The sequence below is a fragment of the Candidatus Hydrogenedentota bacterium genome (genome assembly GCA_035450225.1).
In the GTDB taxonomy this organism is placed as follows: Bacteria; Hydrogenedentota; Hydrogenedentia; order Hydrogenedentales; family SLHB01; genus DSVR01.
Window position 1 is genome coordinate 64,433 of record DAOTMJ010000011.1, and the last position, 16,924, is coordinate 81,356.

Annotated in this window: 14 protein-coding genes; 8 read left to right on the plus strand and 6 right to left on the minus strand. The window is 60.2% G+C overall.

The window, feature by feature from the left end:
- Positions 1-59: 59 nt before the first annotated feature.
- Positions 60-581 carry a thiol peroxidase gene (gene tpx, locus P5540_08575; protein ID HRT64871.1) on the plus strand — a complete coding sequence of 174 codons (522 nt, stop codon included), beginning with the start codon at positions 60-62 and terminating at the stop codon, positions 579-581.
- Positions 582-601: 20 nt separating this feature from the next.
- Here tpx and P5540_08580 read toward each other — a convergent pair whose 3' ends face one another.
- The 6 genes from P5540_08580 to P5540_08605 all read right to left on the minus strand — a co-directional run bounded on the left by P5540_08580 (position 602) and on the right by P5540_08605 (position 7,738).
- Positions 602-1,894, minus strand: a complete 1,293-nt coding sequence (locus P5540_08580; GenBank protein HRT64872.1) for a D-alanyl-D-alanine carboxypeptidase family protein — start codon at positions 1,892-1,894, stop codon at positions 602-604.
- A 108-nt stretch (positions 1,895-2,002) separates the two neighbouring features.
- Complete coding sequence (locus P5540_08585; GenBank protein HRT64873.1) at positions 2,003-4,753, minus strand: PAS domain S-box protein; 2,751 nt, start codon at positions 4,751-4,753, stop codon at positions 2,003-2,005.
- Positions 4,750-5,235, minus strand: coding sequence for a ribonuclease HI (gene rnhA / locus P5540_08590; protein HRT64874.1), 486 nt, complete (start codon positions 5,233-5,235; stop codon positions 4,750-4,752). The genes P5540_08585 and rnhA overlap by 4 nt, the downstream gene beginning before the upstream one ends.
- The gene (locus P5540_08595; GenBank protein HRT64875.1) at positions 5,232-5,789 is read right to left on the minus strand and encodes an ankyrin repeat domain-containing protein; all 558 of its coding nucleotides are present in this window, start codon (positions 5,787-5,789) and stop codon (positions 5,232-5,234) included. Before P5540_08595 ends, rnhA begins: the two co-directional genes overlap by 4 nt.
- The gene (locus P5540_08600; protein HRT64876.1) at positions 5,767-6,744 is read right to left on the minus strand and encodes a substrate-binding domain-containing protein; all 978 of its coding nucleotides are present in this window, start codon (positions 6,742-6,744) and stop codon (positions 5,767-5,769) included. Before P5540_08600 ends, P5540_08595 begins: the two co-directional genes overlap by 23 nt.
- 76 nt (positions 6,745-6,820) lie before the next feature.
- Entirely contained in the window at positions 6,821-7,738 is a 918-nt protein-coding gene (locus P5540_08605; protein ID HRT64877.1) for an ABC transporter permease, read from the minus strand.
- A gap of 299 nt (positions 7,739-8,037) precedes the next feature.
- On the opposite strand from P5540_08605, the gene P5540_08610 reads away from it, so the two are divergent.
- From P5540_08610 to valS, 7 genes are all read left to right on the plus strand, one after another.
- A protein-coding gene (locus P5540_08610) for an IS3 family transposase (protein HRT64878.1) occupies positions 8,038-9,160 on the plus strand; the annotation gives its coding sequence in 2 pieces (ribosomal slippage) (positions 8,038-8,301 and positions 8,303-9,160; 1,122 coding nt in all).
- A 217-nt stretch (positions 9,161-9,377) separates the two neighbouring features.
- A complete protein-coding gene (locus P5540_08615; protein ID HRT64879.1) occupies positions 9,378-10,580 on the plus strand; it encodes an MFS transporter in 1,203 nt (400 codons plus the stop codon).
- Positions 10,581-10,652: 72 nt separating this feature from the next.
- Positions 10,653-11,615 carry a tetratricopeptide repeat protein gene (locus P5540_08620; protein HRT64880.1) on the plus strand — a complete coding sequence of 321 codons (963 nt, stop codon included), beginning with the start codon at positions 10,653-10,655 and terminating at the stop codon, positions 11,613-11,615.
- A gap of 6 nt (positions 11,616-11,621) precedes the next feature.
- Positions 11,622-12,206, plus strand: a complete 585-nt coding sequence (gene lepB, locus P5540_08625) for a signal peptidase I (GenBank protein ID HRT64881.1) — start codon at positions 11,622-11,624, stop codon at positions 12,204-12,206.
- Positions 12,207-12,242: 36 nt separating this feature from the next.
- Complete coding sequence (locus tag P5540_08630; GenBank protein ID HRT64882.1) at positions 12,243-13,118, plus strand: nitroreductase family protein; 876 nt, start codon at positions 12,243-12,245, stop codon at positions 13,116-13,118.
- A 323-nt stretch (positions 13,119-13,441) separates the two neighbouring features.
- Complete coding sequence (locus P5540_08635) at positions 13,442-14,104, plus strand: site-2 protease family protein (GenBank protein HRT64883.1); 663 nt, start codon at positions 13,442-13,444, stop codon at positions 14,102-14,104.
- Positions 14,105-14,283: 179 nt separating this feature from the next.
- Positions 14,284-16,878, plus strand: a complete 2,595-nt coding sequence (gene valS, locus P5540_08640) for a valine--tRNA ligase (GenBank protein HRT64884.1) — start codon at positions 14,284-14,286, stop codon at positions 16,876-16,878.
- Positions 16,879-16,924: the final 46 nt, after the last annotated feature.

Sequence of the window (16,924 nt, forward strand, 5' to 3'; positions counted from 1 at the left end):
CGGCGCATGGATGAAAAAAGCCGGATTCTCACGTTGGAAACAAAGAAGGAGGGTAAACCATGATGGAGCGGCCAGGGGATGTTACGTTTCAGGGCAACCCATTGACGGCAATAGGGCCCCGGTTGAAGCCTGGTAGTAAGGCGCCGGATTTTCAACTGTTGGCAAATGATTTAAGTGTGGTCACTCTGTCCGATTCGGCGGGAAAAATTCGGCTTGTCTCGGTGGTTCCGTCCCTGGATACACCTGTCTGTGACACCCAAACCCGCCGATTCAACGAACAGATGGACGAATGGGAGGATCGCGTGGCCGGCTATACGGTTAGCGCGGATCTGCCCTTTGCCCAAGCCCGTTGGTGCGGGACTGCCGGCATAAAAAGGATGCAGACCCTTTCCGATCATCGGGACATGGCGTTTGGGAGCGCCTATGGCACCCATATCAAGGAATTGAGGCTTGAGTCCCGAGCTGTATTCGTCATAGATGGGAACGACTTCATTCAATATGTGGAATATGTCAAGGAGATAACACAACATCCTGATTATGCGGCCGCGCTTGACGCCGTGAAACGGCTTGTGGAAGCCTGAGTTGACCGTCTGGAGTTTTTTTACTGGATTTCCGGATTTGCCAGGGGAACAATACTCTGGATGAGTTTCCAGCGCCAGCCGGCTTCAACGAGCGATTGGGATGCAACGGCGGGAATGCGCGCCAGCGCCTTTTCGCCCAGCATCACTTTGGCCTCGCCTATCGGCCTGCCGGCTTCAACGGGCGGCTGAATCCAATCGGGCAATTGGGGGGCAACAACCAGTTTGTCAACGTCATCTTTGGTGACAACGACGGCAAAATCATCACCCGCGACGAGTTGGAGGCGGGGCGTCTCGCAATTGGCGACCCGGACTGGCGTCCCCAGGGGTTCTCCCTTTTTGACGACTTGTTTTCGGGTTACTTTTGCGAAGGATTCCTCCAGCAGTTTGCGCGTCAATGCAAAACGATCATGCAGACCGTCCGCCCCCATGACGACGGCGACAAGACGGATGCCGTCCTTGACGGCCGAAGCCGTCAGGCAGTATCCGGCGCTCCGCGTGTAACCGGTTTTGATGCCGTCGCACCGAATGCCTCCGGCCTGCTCGGATCCGTCCAGCGGCCACAGCAGTTTATTGGTGTTGAATTCGACCGCCGAATCGGGACGGAATTGCAGTTCTTTCCGGCTGGTCCATTCGAGAATCAGGGGGTCAAGCACGCAATATTGGCCCAGACGCGCCATGTCGCGGGCGGTGGTTTCGTCGGGCAATTGGCCTTTGTCCGGCGGCAAGCCGTGGACGCTTCGGAAAACGGTGTTGGCCATTCCCAGTTCCGCCACGCGTGCATTGGCTGCTTCCTTGTACGCCTCTTCGCTCCCCCAGAGGCCTTCGGCTATCGCCATGGAGGCGTCGTTGGCCGAATGGACCGCAATCGCGGCCACCAACTGGCCCAAGGGAAACGTTTCGCCCTGCTTCAGAAATACCTGTGTGCCGCCCATGTCCTGTGCGCGCGGGGAAATCTGAATCGGCGTATCGAGACTCCACTTGCCCGTATGAATTCCCTCCGCGACCAGCAACATCATGATCATCTTGACCATGCTGGCCGGCGGTCTTTTCCGATCCGCGTCCGTTTCGGATATCACAAGCCCCGTTTCCGCTTCGACGCATATTGAACTGATGTCGTTGTTGCGTGGCTCGGTGTCGGGCGCGGGGGCCTTCGGGGCCTTCTTTCCGGTTACGGAGGCTTTGCGTGCCGGGGGTTTTGATCGTGCTTCGACCCCGGCGCCGTAACACGCCGCCCACAACACGACCGAAACGGCCCATGCCACAAGCCACCACCTGCTTTTCTTGCCAGACCGCGTACATCCTGCCAATTTCACGCGCAACCTCCGTGTATTGAACCGCCGACATCACCACAATAAAATGTCTTCAAACTTTTTTTACCTTGAAAACGGCCTACCCGTCCCGGACGGCTATGCGGACGCCCATCAAACCGGGACGGCCCGCGCATCGAGCGCCGCCTGCATCTGCCGGATCAATTCATCCACTGAAAACGGCTTCTTGATAACGGCGGCCACGCTTTTGGATGGGACAGCGGCCGGCAGCGCGCCTCCCATCAAAATGACGGGGATATCCTCCGTAACGATGGATTCGCGCAACACGGTCAGCGTGTTGCGCAGAACAGGCGGAGGCGCGTCGCCGTCCACGAGAATCGCGTCGGGATGGTGTCGCTGGGCCAGTTCAAGGGCGTGCGCCGCGCTTGAGGCATTCCAGCACGTCATGTGCCGATGGCGCAGGGCAAACTCGATCCATTCAAGCAAATCGCTGTCCGCGTCCACAACCAATGCGCGAAACGCGTATTGGGACGGTTCCGTGGCGTTTCGTTCGCGGACAACGGGTTCGCCGAAGCAGATGGCTCGTATTTCGGCGACGAGTCCGCGCGCATTGAACGGTTTTTCAAGGAAATGGACCCCGCTGGCGGTATTGCAGATTTCCTCCGCCTTCGCGGGATCTTCGCCCGAAAGCAGCAGCACGGGTATGGCGGCGGTGTCGGGATGGTTGCGGAGGCTTGTAATGGTGGCGAGGCCGGCGACATCGGACAGGATTTCGTTGAACAAGATGATATTGGGCTGGGTTTCCTCGGCCATTCGCAGGCATTCGTAACCGTTGGCGGCCTGCTCGACGACGCAACCGCAGCCGGACAAGACTTGCTCGATAGCCCGGAGCAGCGTTGGGCTGCCGGAAACGACCAGGACGTGCAGGCGGTCGAATCCTTTCTGCAAATGAGTCGGCACGTTGGAATCGAACAGGGCGCCGGTCAACACGACGGTAAACGTGGATCCCTTGCCGGGTTCGCTGGTCAGTTCGATGGCGCCGTGGTGGGCCTCGACAATGCTCTTGGCGATGGACAAGCCGATGCCTGTCCCTTCATAACGTCGCGTCATCGAACTGTCCACCTGGAAGAACTTGTCGAAGATGCGCGCGTGAAAGGCCGGATCGATGCCGATGCCCGTGTCGCTGATGGAAACGGCCAGCGTGCAATGCGCGCGCTCGACAACCTGAACCTGGATCATGCCGCCCTCGTGGCTGAATTTCACGGCGTTGGACAATAGAATGCCAAGCACTTGTCCGATTTTGTCGCGGTCGGCCCAGACGGGCGGAAAATGGTCGGGCACGAAAATGCCGATGCTGATGTCCTTGGCAAGGGCTTGCGGCTGGATGGAAGCGATGCTTTCCCGCACCAGTTTACCGGGGTCAAACAACCGGCGCACAACCTGGATGCCCCGTATTTCCATGCGGCTGAATTCAAGCATCTCGTTGATTAGGCTTGCCAACCGCTTGGCATTCCGGCTCATCACCTTGAGCGCGCTGATCTGCGGCGCCTCGAGACGTCCCAAGCTGCCCGTTTCGAGCATCTCGATATAGCCGTTGATGGTGCTGAGCGGCGTTTTCAGCTCGTGGCTGACGTTGGACAGGAAACTGTCCTTGGCGCGGCCGTAGGCGCGCAGTTCCTCGTTGGCCGCCTCGAGTTCGATCGCGCGCATTTCAAGTTGATGTTGCATCCGCTTGAGTTCGCTCACGTCCGTGATGACGAGCGAGTAGCGGACATCGCTTTCGGAATCGCCCTGTACCGGCGCCACGGAAACGACCGCCGTCACCAGCGTTCCGTCAATGCAGACGAAATCGAACTCGTTCGGCCCTTCGATCGCGTGGTCCGATTCACCGGACTTCAACAGTTCCATCAACCGCATGCGTCCCGGCGGATCCACAAAATCGAAAACCTCGCAGCCGCGGATGGCTTGCGGGCTGATCCGCAGCAGATCACAAATCCGGTTGTTGGCGAATTGAATCCGGTAGGACGAATCAACCGTGATGAACCCCTCGTTCATGAACAACAGCAAATCGCGAAACTGCTTTTCCGATTGCATCAACTTCTGGGTCTTTTCCTCGACGAGTTCCTGAAGACCCTTGGCATACCGTTCAAGTCGCTTGGCCATGCGGTTGCGCTCGGTGATGTCGCGGAACGTGGCCAGTGTGCCGGCATGCGCGCCGTGGCGGTCGAAGATGGGTGTGCCATGCACCCAAAATTGGCGTTCCTCACCACGGACATGCCATGTGATTTCGTATTCCGACGCAAGGCCCTTGGCGCGCATGTCCAGATGTTCCTTGATGGTCTGCGCATCCATTCGCAACACGAGTTCGGTGGCATTCTGCCCGACGACCTGTTCCTCGGCCAGATCCAGCATGTCGAGGAATTGCTGGTTGACGAGGACGATGGTTCCGTCGGGTGCTGACAGGATAAATCCCTCGCTCATGAGATCGGCCAAGTGACGGAACCGTTCGCCCAGTTCGGCCACGGCCGCCCCCGTTCGCAATACCGACAACAGCACGACGAACAGACCCAGCACAAGGCTGAACGCGCCCAGCCACCGGGAAATCCCGACGATTCGTTCCGAAAAGATATCCTGCTCCGCCATCGTGTCGGGAAATTCGGAAAGGCTGGCGGCGGCGCCGATCATCAGCATCAGCACCCCGGCCAGCAGCACGAGTTTTCCCGTGCCCGCGCCGCCGCGTCGCGCGAGCATGTTGCCGCTCGCGAACAACGGCACCGACACCGACAGCAGGACGATGGCAAAACGGGTCACGGCGCTCTCGAATTCGTTCGAGAAAAGCACGCCGCCCAAGCCGATGAGGATCGGCACGAGATACCAGAGAAGGCTTTCCTGCGACCGTTTCATTTGTCCCCCGCGCTTCGCCTTCCGCGGGCCTTTTGGTACCGGACTTCCGCGTTGGCGAGTTCGTCGCAGCGTTCGTTGAGCGGATTGCCGGCGTGGCCCCGCACCCATTGCCACTGAATGTCGTGCCGGCGGGTCAATTCATCGATCCGCTGCCACAATTCGAGGTTTTTCAGTTCGCCGCCCTTTCGGCGCCAATTGAAACGGCGCCATTTCGGCATCCATTCCGTGACGCCGCGCTTGAGGTATTCCGAATCCGTGTTCACAATCACCGCGCATGGCCTTTTCAGCGCTTCCAACGCCTTGATGGCCGCCATCATTTCCATCCGGTTGTTTGTCGAGTGCGCTTCGCCGCCGGACAGTTCCTTCATGTGGCCATTATACATGAGGATGGCCGCCCATCCGCCGAAACCCGGATTCGGATCGCAAGCGCCGTCGGTATACACGATTACGGGATTGGCCCTATCGATCACCGGTTCGGTCATGGCCGGGCCTCAAGCGACTCAATCGTGGCGGCCGCCTCCTTGCGCCGGTGCGCGCGCGCGCATTCGAGCGGCGTCAACCCCGCGTTGTTTCGGGCGGAGACGTCCGCGCCGGCTTTCCAGAGTTGCTCCGCCAAGACGGGACGGTTGAAAATCGCGGCGAGATGCAGCGGCGTGTCGCCGTAACGGTCGCGCGCGTCCACAGGACTGTTGAACATCAGCAAGCGCCCGGCTTCCTCTTTCCGTCCCAGCATGGCCGCCACGTGCAGCGGTGTGAGGCCGGTATTGTCCGCCGCCGCCACATCCGCCCCATAAGCCACGAACAAGTTGATGAAGTCCGGCTGGCCGTAGGTGACCGCATAATGGAGCGGGGTTTTGCCGATCCGGTTGCGCGCATGTATCGCGGATGGATCCCGGGCCAAAATGGATTGTGCGAGACCGATATCCCGCCGGTGCGCCGTGTCGTGTAGCGACTCGCCGCAGCCGCACAAAACGGTTGCCGCTGCCACGGCCAGCAAGGCCGCCCGGAAACATTTATTGCACGGTAACTTTGTCATACCATTCCTGCGCGTTTTCTTTCGTGATGCGCGCGGGTTCGAGAATCATTTCCTTCGGCACTTGCTCGCCATGGGCCAGTTTGACCGCGTATTCAAGCCCCTCGGCGGCGCAGGTCGGATAATAAAAAGTGCACGCCAGCATTCCGTCGAGCACGCGCTTGATGCCGCCGTCCGGTCCGCCCAGCGCATCCACGCCGACGAAAATCATGTCCTTTTCGCGACCGGCGTTTTTCGCCGCCCAATACGCGCCCACCGCCATCGGATCGTTGTGCGCATACACGACGTCAATTTTTGGATTGGCCTGGAGGATCGTCTCCATCCGTTTCAGCGATTCGCTTTGAATCCAGCCCGCCACGTCCTCGATGACTTTCACCCCGGGAATGGAATCAATGTGCTTGCGCGCGCCGTTATGGCGCTCCTCCTGGGGTTTCGTGCCCAGCAGGCCCTTCATCTCGACCACGACCGGGGCCTGAATCCCCTTGCCCGCCACGTATTCAGCGACGAATTGCCCGGCCAACTCGCCGATCTTGACGTTGTCCGCGCCCACGAAAATGTCGTAAACGGGTTCGAGCAGATTGCGTTCGAGGCAAACGACCTTGATCCCCTTTTCCTTGGCCTTCTTGACGACGGCGGTCAGAGGGGCCGCTTCGTTGGGCGCCACAATCAGGACGTCCACCCCTTGCTGGATGAAATTCTCGATTTGGGCGATCTGCCGCGCGTTGTCCTGCTGCGCATCCTGGATGGTCAGTGTGCAGTCGGGGTATTTTGCAATATCGCGCTTCATGATGTTGTTCTGCGCTGTGCGGTACGGCTCCGCGCTGTTGCACTGCGAAAACGCAATGCGGTATGTCTTGGCCGCCGGTTTTTGATCGGGCGCCGGCGCGCCCTGCCCGCCGCAACCTGCCCAGATTGCCGCCATCACTGTCGCAACAACCGCCGCGATGCCGTTTTTCATCTCTTTCTCCTTGAAGCCGCCGATTCGGGCCGTGGACGCGACGGGCGGAACGGACGAACGGGCCTGTCCCGCATCCTCATCGCCGTGCGCCGACCTGCTGCAACCAGACCGCGACCAATATGATACCCGCTTTGAGCATCCACTGCACGTTCTCGTCCACGCTGTTGAGGCCCAGCACGTTGGACAAAATGCCCAGCGCGAGCGCGCCGACGACCGTGCCGATAATCCCGCCTTTTCCGCCCGAAAGGCTCGTCCCGCCGATCACCGCCGCCGCGATGGCATCCAGTTCATACGCCATCCCCGCCTTCGGATCGCCTTGGTGCGTCTCGCAGCAATAGAGCACCCCGGCAATGCCCGCAATCAGGCCTGACAGCAAGTAGACGCGAATCTTGACCCACGACACGTTGATGCCCGACAGCCGCGCGGCGTCTTCGCTGCCGCCGACCGCCATCAGGTAGCGCCCGAACCGTGTCCAGTTCAACAGGACGAGCGTGAAAAGGGTCACGACCACAAACGCCGACACGACGAACGCCTTCTGGCCGATGAAATCCACCAACAGCTTGGTCCGATCGTCGTAGCCCACGGCGATGGTGGCGTTGCCCACGAGCCATTTCGCGAGGCCGCGACTGCCTATCATAACCGCCAGCGTCACGATGAACGGCTGCATCCGGAACCGCGCCACGACGACGCCCGCCAGCAGGCCGAACAGCGACGCGCTCCCGACGGCCAGCAGGATCCCGGCCGCGGGCGACCATGCGGCCGGCACGCTCGTAAACGTATATGCGAAAACGGTGCACGACAAAGCCAGCAGCGATCCCACCGACAAATCGATCCCGCCCGACACGATTACCAGCGTCATTCCCATTGCCAGTATGCCGATGTCCGAAATCTGGCGCAGCACGTTCGCCCAGTTGTCCGCCCGCCAAAAAATGGGCATTCCCCCGTCGCGCGGCGAAAAGACCGTCGCAAGGACAATGACAAAGGCAAGCGTCATCAACGGACGCAACCATCCATATTGCATAGTTCGTGTTTGAAGCATGGCGGCATTTTGGCGATTTTCGGCACGGCTATGCAACTCCAAGGGAAATACCCCGGAAAAACGCAAAGCGCGCCGAGCATCCTGTATAATTTCTCTATCCTGACCCACAGACGGACGGCGACAGTCTGCGATAATGGATCGGCGTCTTCTCTTTTGTTTTTTTATCGGCAGTCTTCCTGAAGTGATCCCCAAAAACTGGACAGTTATCATGGTGTGTTATTACGGGATAAGGATGTCCAGCGAGGAGGATCGGTATGAAGCGAGAGCGGAGGCAGCATAGCACGGAGACGAAGGCGAAAGCGGCGTTGGATGCGTTGCGGGGTCTGCGGACGGTGAACGAGATCGCCAGCGAGTACGGCGTCCATCCCAACCAGGTGACACAGTGGAAAAAGCAGGCGGTGGCCGGCCTGTCGGAGGTCTTCTCCAACGGGCGCGCACGCCAGGAGCAGGCAGAGTCGGAGCTGCGCGGCCGGCTGTATGAGGAGATCGGCCGGTTGAAGTTCGAGTTGGACTGGCTCAAAAAAAAACTGGGCCGTGCCGGTTGAGGTGAGGCGGGCCATGGTGGAATGCGGACATCCGGTGCTCTCGGTGGAGCGGCAGTGCGAACTGCTGGGCTTGGCGCGATCGTCGCTGTACTACGCATCGGTCCGCAACGACGCGGAGGATTTGGCGTTGATGCGGCTGCTGGATGAAGAGTACACGCGCCATCCGTTCTACGGCGTGCGGCGCATGACGCTCTGGCTGCAGGACCGGGGCTGGCCGGTTGGCCTGAAGCGGGTCCGCCGTCTGTTGCGCCTGATGGGGCTGGAGGCGATTTATCCAAAGCCACGGCTGAGCGTGCCGGCGCCGGGTCATCGGATCTACCCGTATTTATTGCGCGATCTGGCAGTCGTGCGGCCCAACCAGGTGTGGAGTACGGACATCACGTACATCCGCATGGCGCGGGGGTTCGTATACCTCATGGCAATCATGGACTGGTTCAGCCGCTACGTGCTGGCGTGGCGATTGTCCACCACGCTGGAGACCGATTTCTGCGTCGAAGCGCTCGACGAGGCGTTGGGACGGCACGGCGCGCCGGCGATCTTCAACAGCGACCAAGGTTCGCAGTTCACCAGCGAGGCGTTCACGGACCGGCTCTTACGCCAGAGCGTGCGGATCAGCATGGACGGACGCGGACGGGCCTTCGACAACATCTTCATCGAGCGGTTGTGGCGGACGGTCAAGTACGAGGAAGTCTACCTGCGGGACTATGAGAGCGTCCCGCACGCGCGGGCAAGTCTGGGCGCCTACTTCACGTTTTACAACGGGGAACGCCGCCATCAGGCCCTGAACAACGCCACGCCTTGGCACTGCCATTACGCGGGGATCCTGTCATGAACGCCCGCAGCCACGTATTGACAGGAACCGCCAAGTGTGCTAGGCTGGGTTTGCCGAAAAGAGAACGGAAGGGAGCGGTCCACACCTCCGGGTTCTGGTCGTTCCTTTCTGTTCGAATAGGTGGGTGGTTGGGTGGTACGGACGGACATCACCACCTAAGATCACCCAAAAACGTGTCCAAGAGGTGGGGATCACCTCATCCTGGAGCACATCAGATATGGGCATTGTCACGCGCGCGATTGATTTTCTGGGTCTTCGCCGAAGCATGATGGGGCTGCTCGGCATGGTCATCCTGATTGGCATGGGGGAGCGGATGGCGGAACGGTTCCTGCCGATCTATTTGCTTGCGTTGGGCGGGGGCGAGTTCGCGGTGGGGTTGTTGAACGGGCTGACGAACCTGTTGGGCGCGCTCTATTCATTTCCCGGCGGCTATTTGTCGGATCGCATCGGTGCGAAGCGCGCGTTGCTGGTGTTCAACCTGTTGACGATGGCCGGATTTCTCGTCGTGATACTCGTTCCGAGCTGGCTTGCGGTGATCGGCGGATCGTTTCTTTTTCTGTCGTGGACGGCCATCTCGCTGCCGGCGACGATGGGGCTTGTCGCCCGCGTGTTGCCGCAGAACCGGCGCACGATGGGCGTTTCGATGCATTCGCTTGTGCGGCGGGTGCCGATGGCGCTGGGCCCGCTCGCGGGCGGGTTGTTTATCGCACAGTGGGGCGAGCGCGACGGGGTCCGGCTGGCCTTCGCGGCGGCGCTTGCCATGGCCTTCGCGGCCATTGTCATGCAGCAGCGGCTTATCGAGCCGGACGCGCCGAAACCGTCCCACGCGCCGGGACCGCACAAGAATCCGCTGGCCGTGCTGGCCCGAATGAGTCCGCCGCTGCGGTCGCTGCTCGTGTCCGATATTCTAATCCGGTTTTGCGAGCAAATTCCCTACGCGTTCGTGGTCGTCTGGTGCATGAAAACCATCGAGCATCCCGTAAGCGCTTTCCAGTTCGGCATCCTCACGTCCATCGAAATGACGACCGCGGTGCTCTGCTACATTCCGGTCGCCTATTTTGCCGATCGCGGCGGCAAGAAACCTTTCATCGCGATGACCTTCGTCTTTTTCACGTTGTTTCCCCTCCTGTTGCTGTTTTGCCGGTCATTCGCGTGGTTGGCGGGTGCGTTTGTGTTGCGGGGACTCAAGGAATTCGGGGAGCCGACGCGGAAGGCGCTGATCATGGACCTCGCGCCGGACGATGCCAAGGCCGCCACCTTCGGCGCGTACTATCTCGCACGCGACGTGGTCGTTTCGATAGCGGCGTTCGGCGGCCTCTATCTGTGGAAAATCGCGCCCGAGGCGAATCTGATCGCAGCTTTCTCGTTTGGCGTGCTGGGCACGGTTTGGTTTGTGTTGTGCGGAAAAGACGCCGGCTGACGGCCGGGCGGCTTGGCCGAGCGGCGCCCGGCGTGGTACGATGGACCGGTCGAAACGAGGAGAATGCCGCCCATGATGGCCGGGATGCTGATGGTTGCGTGTGTGTTCGCGCTGGGCGCGGATTTGCCGAAAGGGCTGGAGGAATTGCCCGCGTTGCGCATGGATGAGGCGGCGCTGATCCAGGCCATGCGCGCGTTCGACGTGCGCGAGGCCGCGTTGGCCGATGCGGAACTCAAGGAGGCGCAAGAAAAAGCGGCGGCGGGCGACACGGAAGCAGCGGAAACGAAGCGGCAGTCGGCGATAGATCGCTTCAAGGCCATCCGGCAGGGGTACGAATACGTGCTGCGCCAGTATCCAAGCAACGCGCGCGGTCAGAATTACTACGGCGAGCTACTGTATGACCGTTTCGGCGAAATAGCCGGTGCGGTTCGCGCGTGGGAACTGGCCTCATCGCTCGATCCCAAATTCAGCGCGCCATTCAACAATCTGGCGATTCACCACTGCCACACCGGGAATTACGCGCAGGGTTTGTATTGCTATGATCGGGCCCTTTCGCTGGATCCGGACATGGCCGATTACCGCTACAATCTCGCGCAGATGTATCTCGTCAATTTCCCGGAGGTGCAGAAGCTCCGCAAGTGGGACAAAGCGAAGGTGTATCGCGAGGCGATGAAACTGTCGAAGCGGGCCAAGGAACTCGCACCGGACGATTTCGACATCGTGCAGGATTACGCGGTGAATTTTTTCGCGGGCGGGGATTTCGGGGTCAAGATCAATTGGAAAGACGCCGCCAAGGCCTGGCAGGACACGCGCGCCATCGCCCGAACGGACGAGGAGCGTTTCTACGCATGGCTGAACGAGGCGCGCGTCTGGATTCGGGCGGAAGATCGATCGCGCGCGGCGGCATGCTTGGAGGAGGCCCTTCGGATCCGGCCCGACAGCGCGGTTGCAAAAAAACTCCAGGCGGATTTGGGCCCGCCTCCTGAAAAATCCGGCAAGATGCACGCCAAAGAACCGGCGAAAAGGCGCGAGTGACGCATCATGACGGAAGGGCCGTCCCGCTGGCGGCGCATGCTGCGCGCCGTTTTTGGAAGACCCGGCGGCAATGCCGCGAGCGTGGCGTTGTTGTGCGCGCTGGTTTACCTCTATTTTTTCAGCGGCATACGCTTCTTTCTGGTGCCGTCCGAAAGCATGGAGCCCACCCTGCTGAAAGACGATTACCTGATTACGACGGCCGAGCGTTCCTATCGGCGGGGCGACATCGTCGTTCTGGCCGATCCGGAGCAACCGGGCGATTTTATCGTGAAACGGATCATCGCCATGGAGGGCGACATCGTTTGGATCAGCGCCGGAATCGTTTGCGTCAACGGGGAGTATCTGAACGAGCCGTATATCAAGGAGCCGCCGAAATACGAAATGTGGCCGGTTCGGATTCCGCGGGGCGGCGTGTTTGTCTTGGGCGACAACCGCAACCATAGCCATGACAGCCATGCCTGGAAACGGCGATGGGCGCCGGCGTCCACCATTGCCGGCAAAGTCCGGTACATCTATTCGCCTTTCAGCCGGATAGGCCGCGTTCGGAGCCATGAATGGAAACCGGCGGGACATACCGGTTCCACGAAATGACAAAAGGTTGCGGTAATCACGACAAGGAGCATGGAAATGACAACGATCGCTATTGATTCGGCCCGGTGCAACCGGTGTGGAACCTGCATCGTTTCCTGTCCGGAATCGGTTTTTGCCCGGTCAGGGCCGGGCGCTGTCCCGGATATCGCCCAGGGCCATTTGTGCATCGCGTGTGGGCATTGCCTCGCGACGTGCCCCGCCGATGCCGTGCTCCACGAAGCCTTTCCGGCGGGGACGATTTGTCCGGTGGACGCGGATCGCCTCCCCTCGCACGATCAGGTCCGGGAATTGCTCCGTTCGCGACGATCCGTCCGCCGCTTCAAGGATGCGCCGGTTTCGCGGGACCTTATCGAGGCCGTGCTCGATGCCGCCCGGTTCGCGCCGAGCGCGCACAACATCCAGGCTGTGCAATACGTCGTGGTGCAGGATCGGGCGCTGTTGAATAAGACGGCGGATTCGACGGTGGCCTTCATTGCGCGCATGGCCCGGCAAATCCGCAATCCGGCCGTTCGGGCGTTGTACCGGTTGGTGCTGTCGCGCGAGGAAGTCGCGAGCGCCGTTCACATGCTGCCGGACTTCGATTATGTCTGCAACGAACACCGAAACGGGCGCGATCCGATATTGCATGGGGCGCCGTGCCTTATATTCGCCCACGCCCGGCGCAGCGTGCATTTTCCTGAAACGAACGCGGCGCTGGCGCTGCATAACGCGGCTTTGGCCGCCCATGCCCTTGGATTGGGCGGGTTCCTGCTTGGTTATGTCGTGGGCGCATGTAAACGCGACCGGACGATTCCGGATTTGCTCGGCCTTCCCCGTGATCACGAGGTCTACGCCGGGCTTGCCCTTGGGCAACCGGCCCTCGCGTTTCCAAAATGGATTCGACGCAAAGATCCCGAAGTGCGCTGGTTATAGTTTTTCGGCCATATTCGCGCGGGACAAGTGCACAGATGGGAAAAGGACATCAAGAACGCAAAAAGACAAGAGGGACGTCGGCATCAGTGCCTTGCAATCCGGCTTCTACAAAAAAACGATAAAAAATTCCGGGGCAGCTTGCGCAACCAATCGAAGTTCCTTGATTTAGCGAGTGCGAAAACCGCGGGGGGGCGAGAGCGATGACGATTACGATGACGAGCACAAAGAGAAACTCGGTTGGGGGCAACGTCCACGTCAGGCTTCTTTGACTGAACATTCCACATAAATTATACTCGTGCCTCCGTAAAGACTGAGGAAAGATTGTGGGTTCTCACGGCGTAAACCTAGGCGAAGTGGCCATCCAGTATGTCTGCCTGTTGTTTTCGTTGAGCGTGCACGAAGCGGCGCATGCCTTCATGGCGGACCGGCGCGGCGATCCGTCCGCGCGGTTTCTGGGCCGCGCCACGCTCAATCCGCTCGCCCATATTGACCCGATCGGCACGGTCATCATGCCGCTGCTGATGATGGTGACGGGCGTGCCGTTTTTGTTCGGCTGGGCGAAACCGGTGCCGTACAACCCGCGCAACCTGCGCAATATGCGGAAGGATCCGGCCCTGATTGCATTGGCGGGACCGGCGGCCAATTTCACCATGATGGTTGTGTTTGCGGTCATCATGCGCGTGGTGGTAATCGGCATGGACATTCCGCCGACGCACGAGGCGCTGCAAAATCCGGTTTTCTTGCTCGTGTTTTCGATGGCCATGATCAACATGGCGTTGATGGCGTTCAACCTGATTCCGGTGCCGCCGCTGGACGGCGGAGGCATCATCGCGCCGTTCTTGTCGTCCAACGGGCAACGGATACTCGAATCCATCGGCCCGTTTGGCATCATCATTGCCATTATCGCGGCGAACCATCTTCTGCCGGGACCGATGCACGCCATGTCGAATGCGATTTTGATGTTTGCATTTTGGGGACAAGTGTGAAGGATGAGTAGTCGGTAGTCGGTAGCAAGTAGTCGGTGGTTGGTAGCCGGTTTCCAGGAATCGTGTTGGCGGTATTGGGATGTTGAAGAATAGAGAGATGTCAGCAGTTTCTTTCATTTGCGGTTTCCATCTTCCAACTTCCAACATCTAACTCCCTATAAGCGAGGAATTTGTCATACATGGAACTGCCAAAGAAGTATGAGCCAAGGGCAATCGAGGATCGCTGGATCGCCTGGTGGAAGGCGAACCGGACGTATGCGTGGGATCCCGCGCGCGGACGCAACGAGACGTTCGTGGTGGACACGCCGCCGCCGACGGTAAGCGGTTCGCTGCACGTCGGCCACATGTTCAGTTACTCCCACCAGGACTTTATCGTTCGGCACCAGCGCATGCGCGGAAAAAATATCTTCTTCCCCATCGGTTGGGACGACAACGGCCTGCCGACGGAACGGCGCGTGCAAAACCTTTACAATGTGAAATGCGAGCCGCATATCCATTTTGATCCGAACCTGAAATTCGAGCGTGGTCGCAAGGGTGATCCGCAGCCGATCAGCCGCCCGAATTTCATCGCGCTGTGCGAAACGGTCACCAAGGAAGACGAGGAAGCCTTCCGACGATTGTGGACGCGCCTCGGCCTCTCGTACGATTGGGAGCAGGAATATGCGACGATTGACCGGCATTGCCGGCGCACGTCGCAATACAGCTTCCTCGACATGGTGCGGCAGGGCGAAATCTACCAGGCCGAAACGCCGGTCATGTGGGACGTGGATTTTCAGACTGCCATCGCGCAGGCCGAAATTGTGGACAAGGAACTGCCCAGCGCTTTCCATTACCTGCGCTTCGGCATCGAGAACGGCGACCGAGACCATGTCGTCATCGCGACGACGCGGCCGGAACTGCTCGGAGCGTGCGTGGCGGTGCTGGCGCATCCCGAAGACGATCGGTATCGGTCTTTGTTCGGCAAACGCGCAATTACGCCGCTGTTTCATGTGCCCGTTCCGATCATGCCCGATCCGCAGGCACAACCGGACAAGGGCACGGGAATCGTGATGGTGTGCACCTTCGGCGATCAAACGGACGTCGAGTGGTGGCAGACGTTCAAGTTGCCGCTACGCCAGATCCTGGGACGCGACGGACGGTTGATGCCCGTGACCTTCGGCGCGGACGGCTGGGAAAGCCTGAACCCCGAAGCGGCGAACGCGGTTTATGCGCAACTGGCCGGCATGCCTGCGAAGAAGGCGCAGAAACGGACCATCGAGATCGCCGAGGAATTGGGCGGCGTGCTTGATCGTCCGAGCGAACCGCTCACGCACGCCGTGAAGTTCTTTGAAAAGGGCGACCGGCCCCTCGAACTCATTCCGACGCGGCAATGGTATGCGCGCATCCTCGACAAGAAATCGGAACTGATCGCACAGGGCCGCAAGATTCAATGGCACCCGGATTTCATGGGCCTGCGCTATGAGCATTGGGTGGAAGGACTCAACCAGGATTGGTGCCTGAGCCGCCAGCGGTACTTCGGCGTGCCGATTCCCGTGTGGTATCCCGTGGACGCGGATGGCCGCACCGCATACGACAAGCCGATCTTTCCAGAGGCCACGCGGCTGCCGATCGATCCGCTCGACGATGTGCCCGACGGGTATGACGAATCGCAACGCGACCAGCCGAACGGGTTCACCGGCGATCCCGACGTGCTCGATACATGGGCGACGAGTTCGCTGTCGCCGCAGGTCGCCACGCACTGGGTGGATGACAAGGAGCGCCACGCGAAACTGTTTCCGATGGACATCCGTCCCCAAAGCCACGAAATCATCCGCACATGGGCGTTCTACACCATCGTGAAGGCCTACGTCCACGAGCGTGAAGTGCCGTGGAAAAACGTCGTCATCAGCGGCTGGATTCTCGATCCCGACCGCAAGAAGATGTCCAAGAGCCACGGAAACGTCGTCACGCCCGAACCGCTGCTCGATGAATTCGGCGCGGACAGCGTCCGCTACTGGGCGGCGCGCGCGCGGCTCGGCGTGGACACCGCCTACGACGAGCAGGTCTTCAAGGTCGGCAAGCGGCTTGCCACGAAACTGTTCAACGCGAGCAAGTTCGCCGTCATGCAGTTCTCGGCTATAGACGCATCCCTGCTTGGCGTGGACGAAATCGTGAACGAGACCGACCGGGCGTTCATCGCCGAACTGCGCCCGCTTATCGAGCGCGCGACGGCGGCTTTCGACGCGTTCGACTATGCACAGGCGCTCATGCTGACCGAAGAATTCTTCTGGGGAACCTTCTGCGACAATTACCTCGAGATCGTCAAACCGCGCACGTACGACGAGGGACTGCCCCAGGGGCGTCTGTCCGGTGCGTCGGCGCTGCGGTTGATGCACCGCGCGATGGTGCGCATGCTCGCGCCGTATCTGCCGTACCTCGCGGAGGAAGTCTGGCACTGGTGCTACAACACGGACACGGACATGAACGAATCCGTCCACCGCAGCCCGTGGCCCACCCTCGACGAGTTCGCGGCGATCCCCGCGCCGAGAAACCCCGACACCCACGCCGCGACCGTCGCCGTGCTCGACGCCGTCCGCAAGGCCAAGGCCGAAGCCAATCTCAGCATGAAGGCAGGCGTCAAACAGGTCATCGTCACCGGCGACAGCAAGACGCTCGAAGCCGTCCATGCGACCTCCGAAGACATCAGCCGCATGCTCCAAATCGCCGACATCCAATTCCGCGAAGGCAAACCGGAAATTGGCTTGGTGAGCGTGGAAACAAGATTGGGCGAGTAATGCTTCACACGGAATCACGGAGAGCACGGATCTCGTTTCGGGTTGC

Coding starts and splice junctions, on each gene's coding strand:
- P5540_08615 (HRT64879.1), top strand. CDS start 9,378: ATGGGCATTGTCACGCGCGCGATTGATTTTCTGGGTCTTCGCCGAAGC.
- P5540_08600 (HRT64876.1), bottom strand. CDS start 6,744: ATGAAAAACGGCATCGCGGCGGTTGTTGCGACAGTGATGGCGGCAATC.
- P5540_08620 (HRT64880.1), top strand. CDS start 10,653: ATGATGGCCGGGATGCTGATGGTTGCGTGTGTGTTCGCGCTGGGCGCG.
- rnhA (HRT64874.1), bottom strand. CDS start 5,235: ATGACCGAACCGGTGATCGATAGGGCCAATCCCGTAATCGTGTATACC.
- P5540_08585 (HRT64873.1), bottom strand. CDS start 4,753: ATGAAACGGTCGCAGGAAAGCCTTCTCTGGTATCTCGTGCCGATCCTC.
- tpx (HRT64871.1), top strand. CDS start 60: ATGATGGAGCGGCCAGGGGATGTTACGTTTCAGGGCAACCCATTGACG.
- P5540_08605 (HRT64877.1), bottom strand. CDS start 7,738: ATGACGCTTGCCTTTGTCATTGTCCTTGCGACGGTCTTTTCGCCGCGC.
- valS (HRT64884.1), top strand. CDS start 14,284: ATGGAACTGCCAAAGAAGTATGAGCCAAGGGCAATCGAGGATCGCTGG.
- P5540_08595 (HRT64875.1), bottom strand. CDS start 5,789: ATGACAAAGTTACCGTGCAATAAATGTTTCCGGGCGGCCTTGCTGGCC.
- lepB (HRT64881.1), top strand. CDS start 11,622: ATGACGGAAGGGCCGTCCCGCTGGCGGCGCATGCTGCGCGCCGTTTTT.
- P5540_08630 (HRT64882.1), top strand. CDS start 12,243: ATGACAACGATCGCTATTGATTCGGCCCGGTGCAACCGGTGTGGAACC.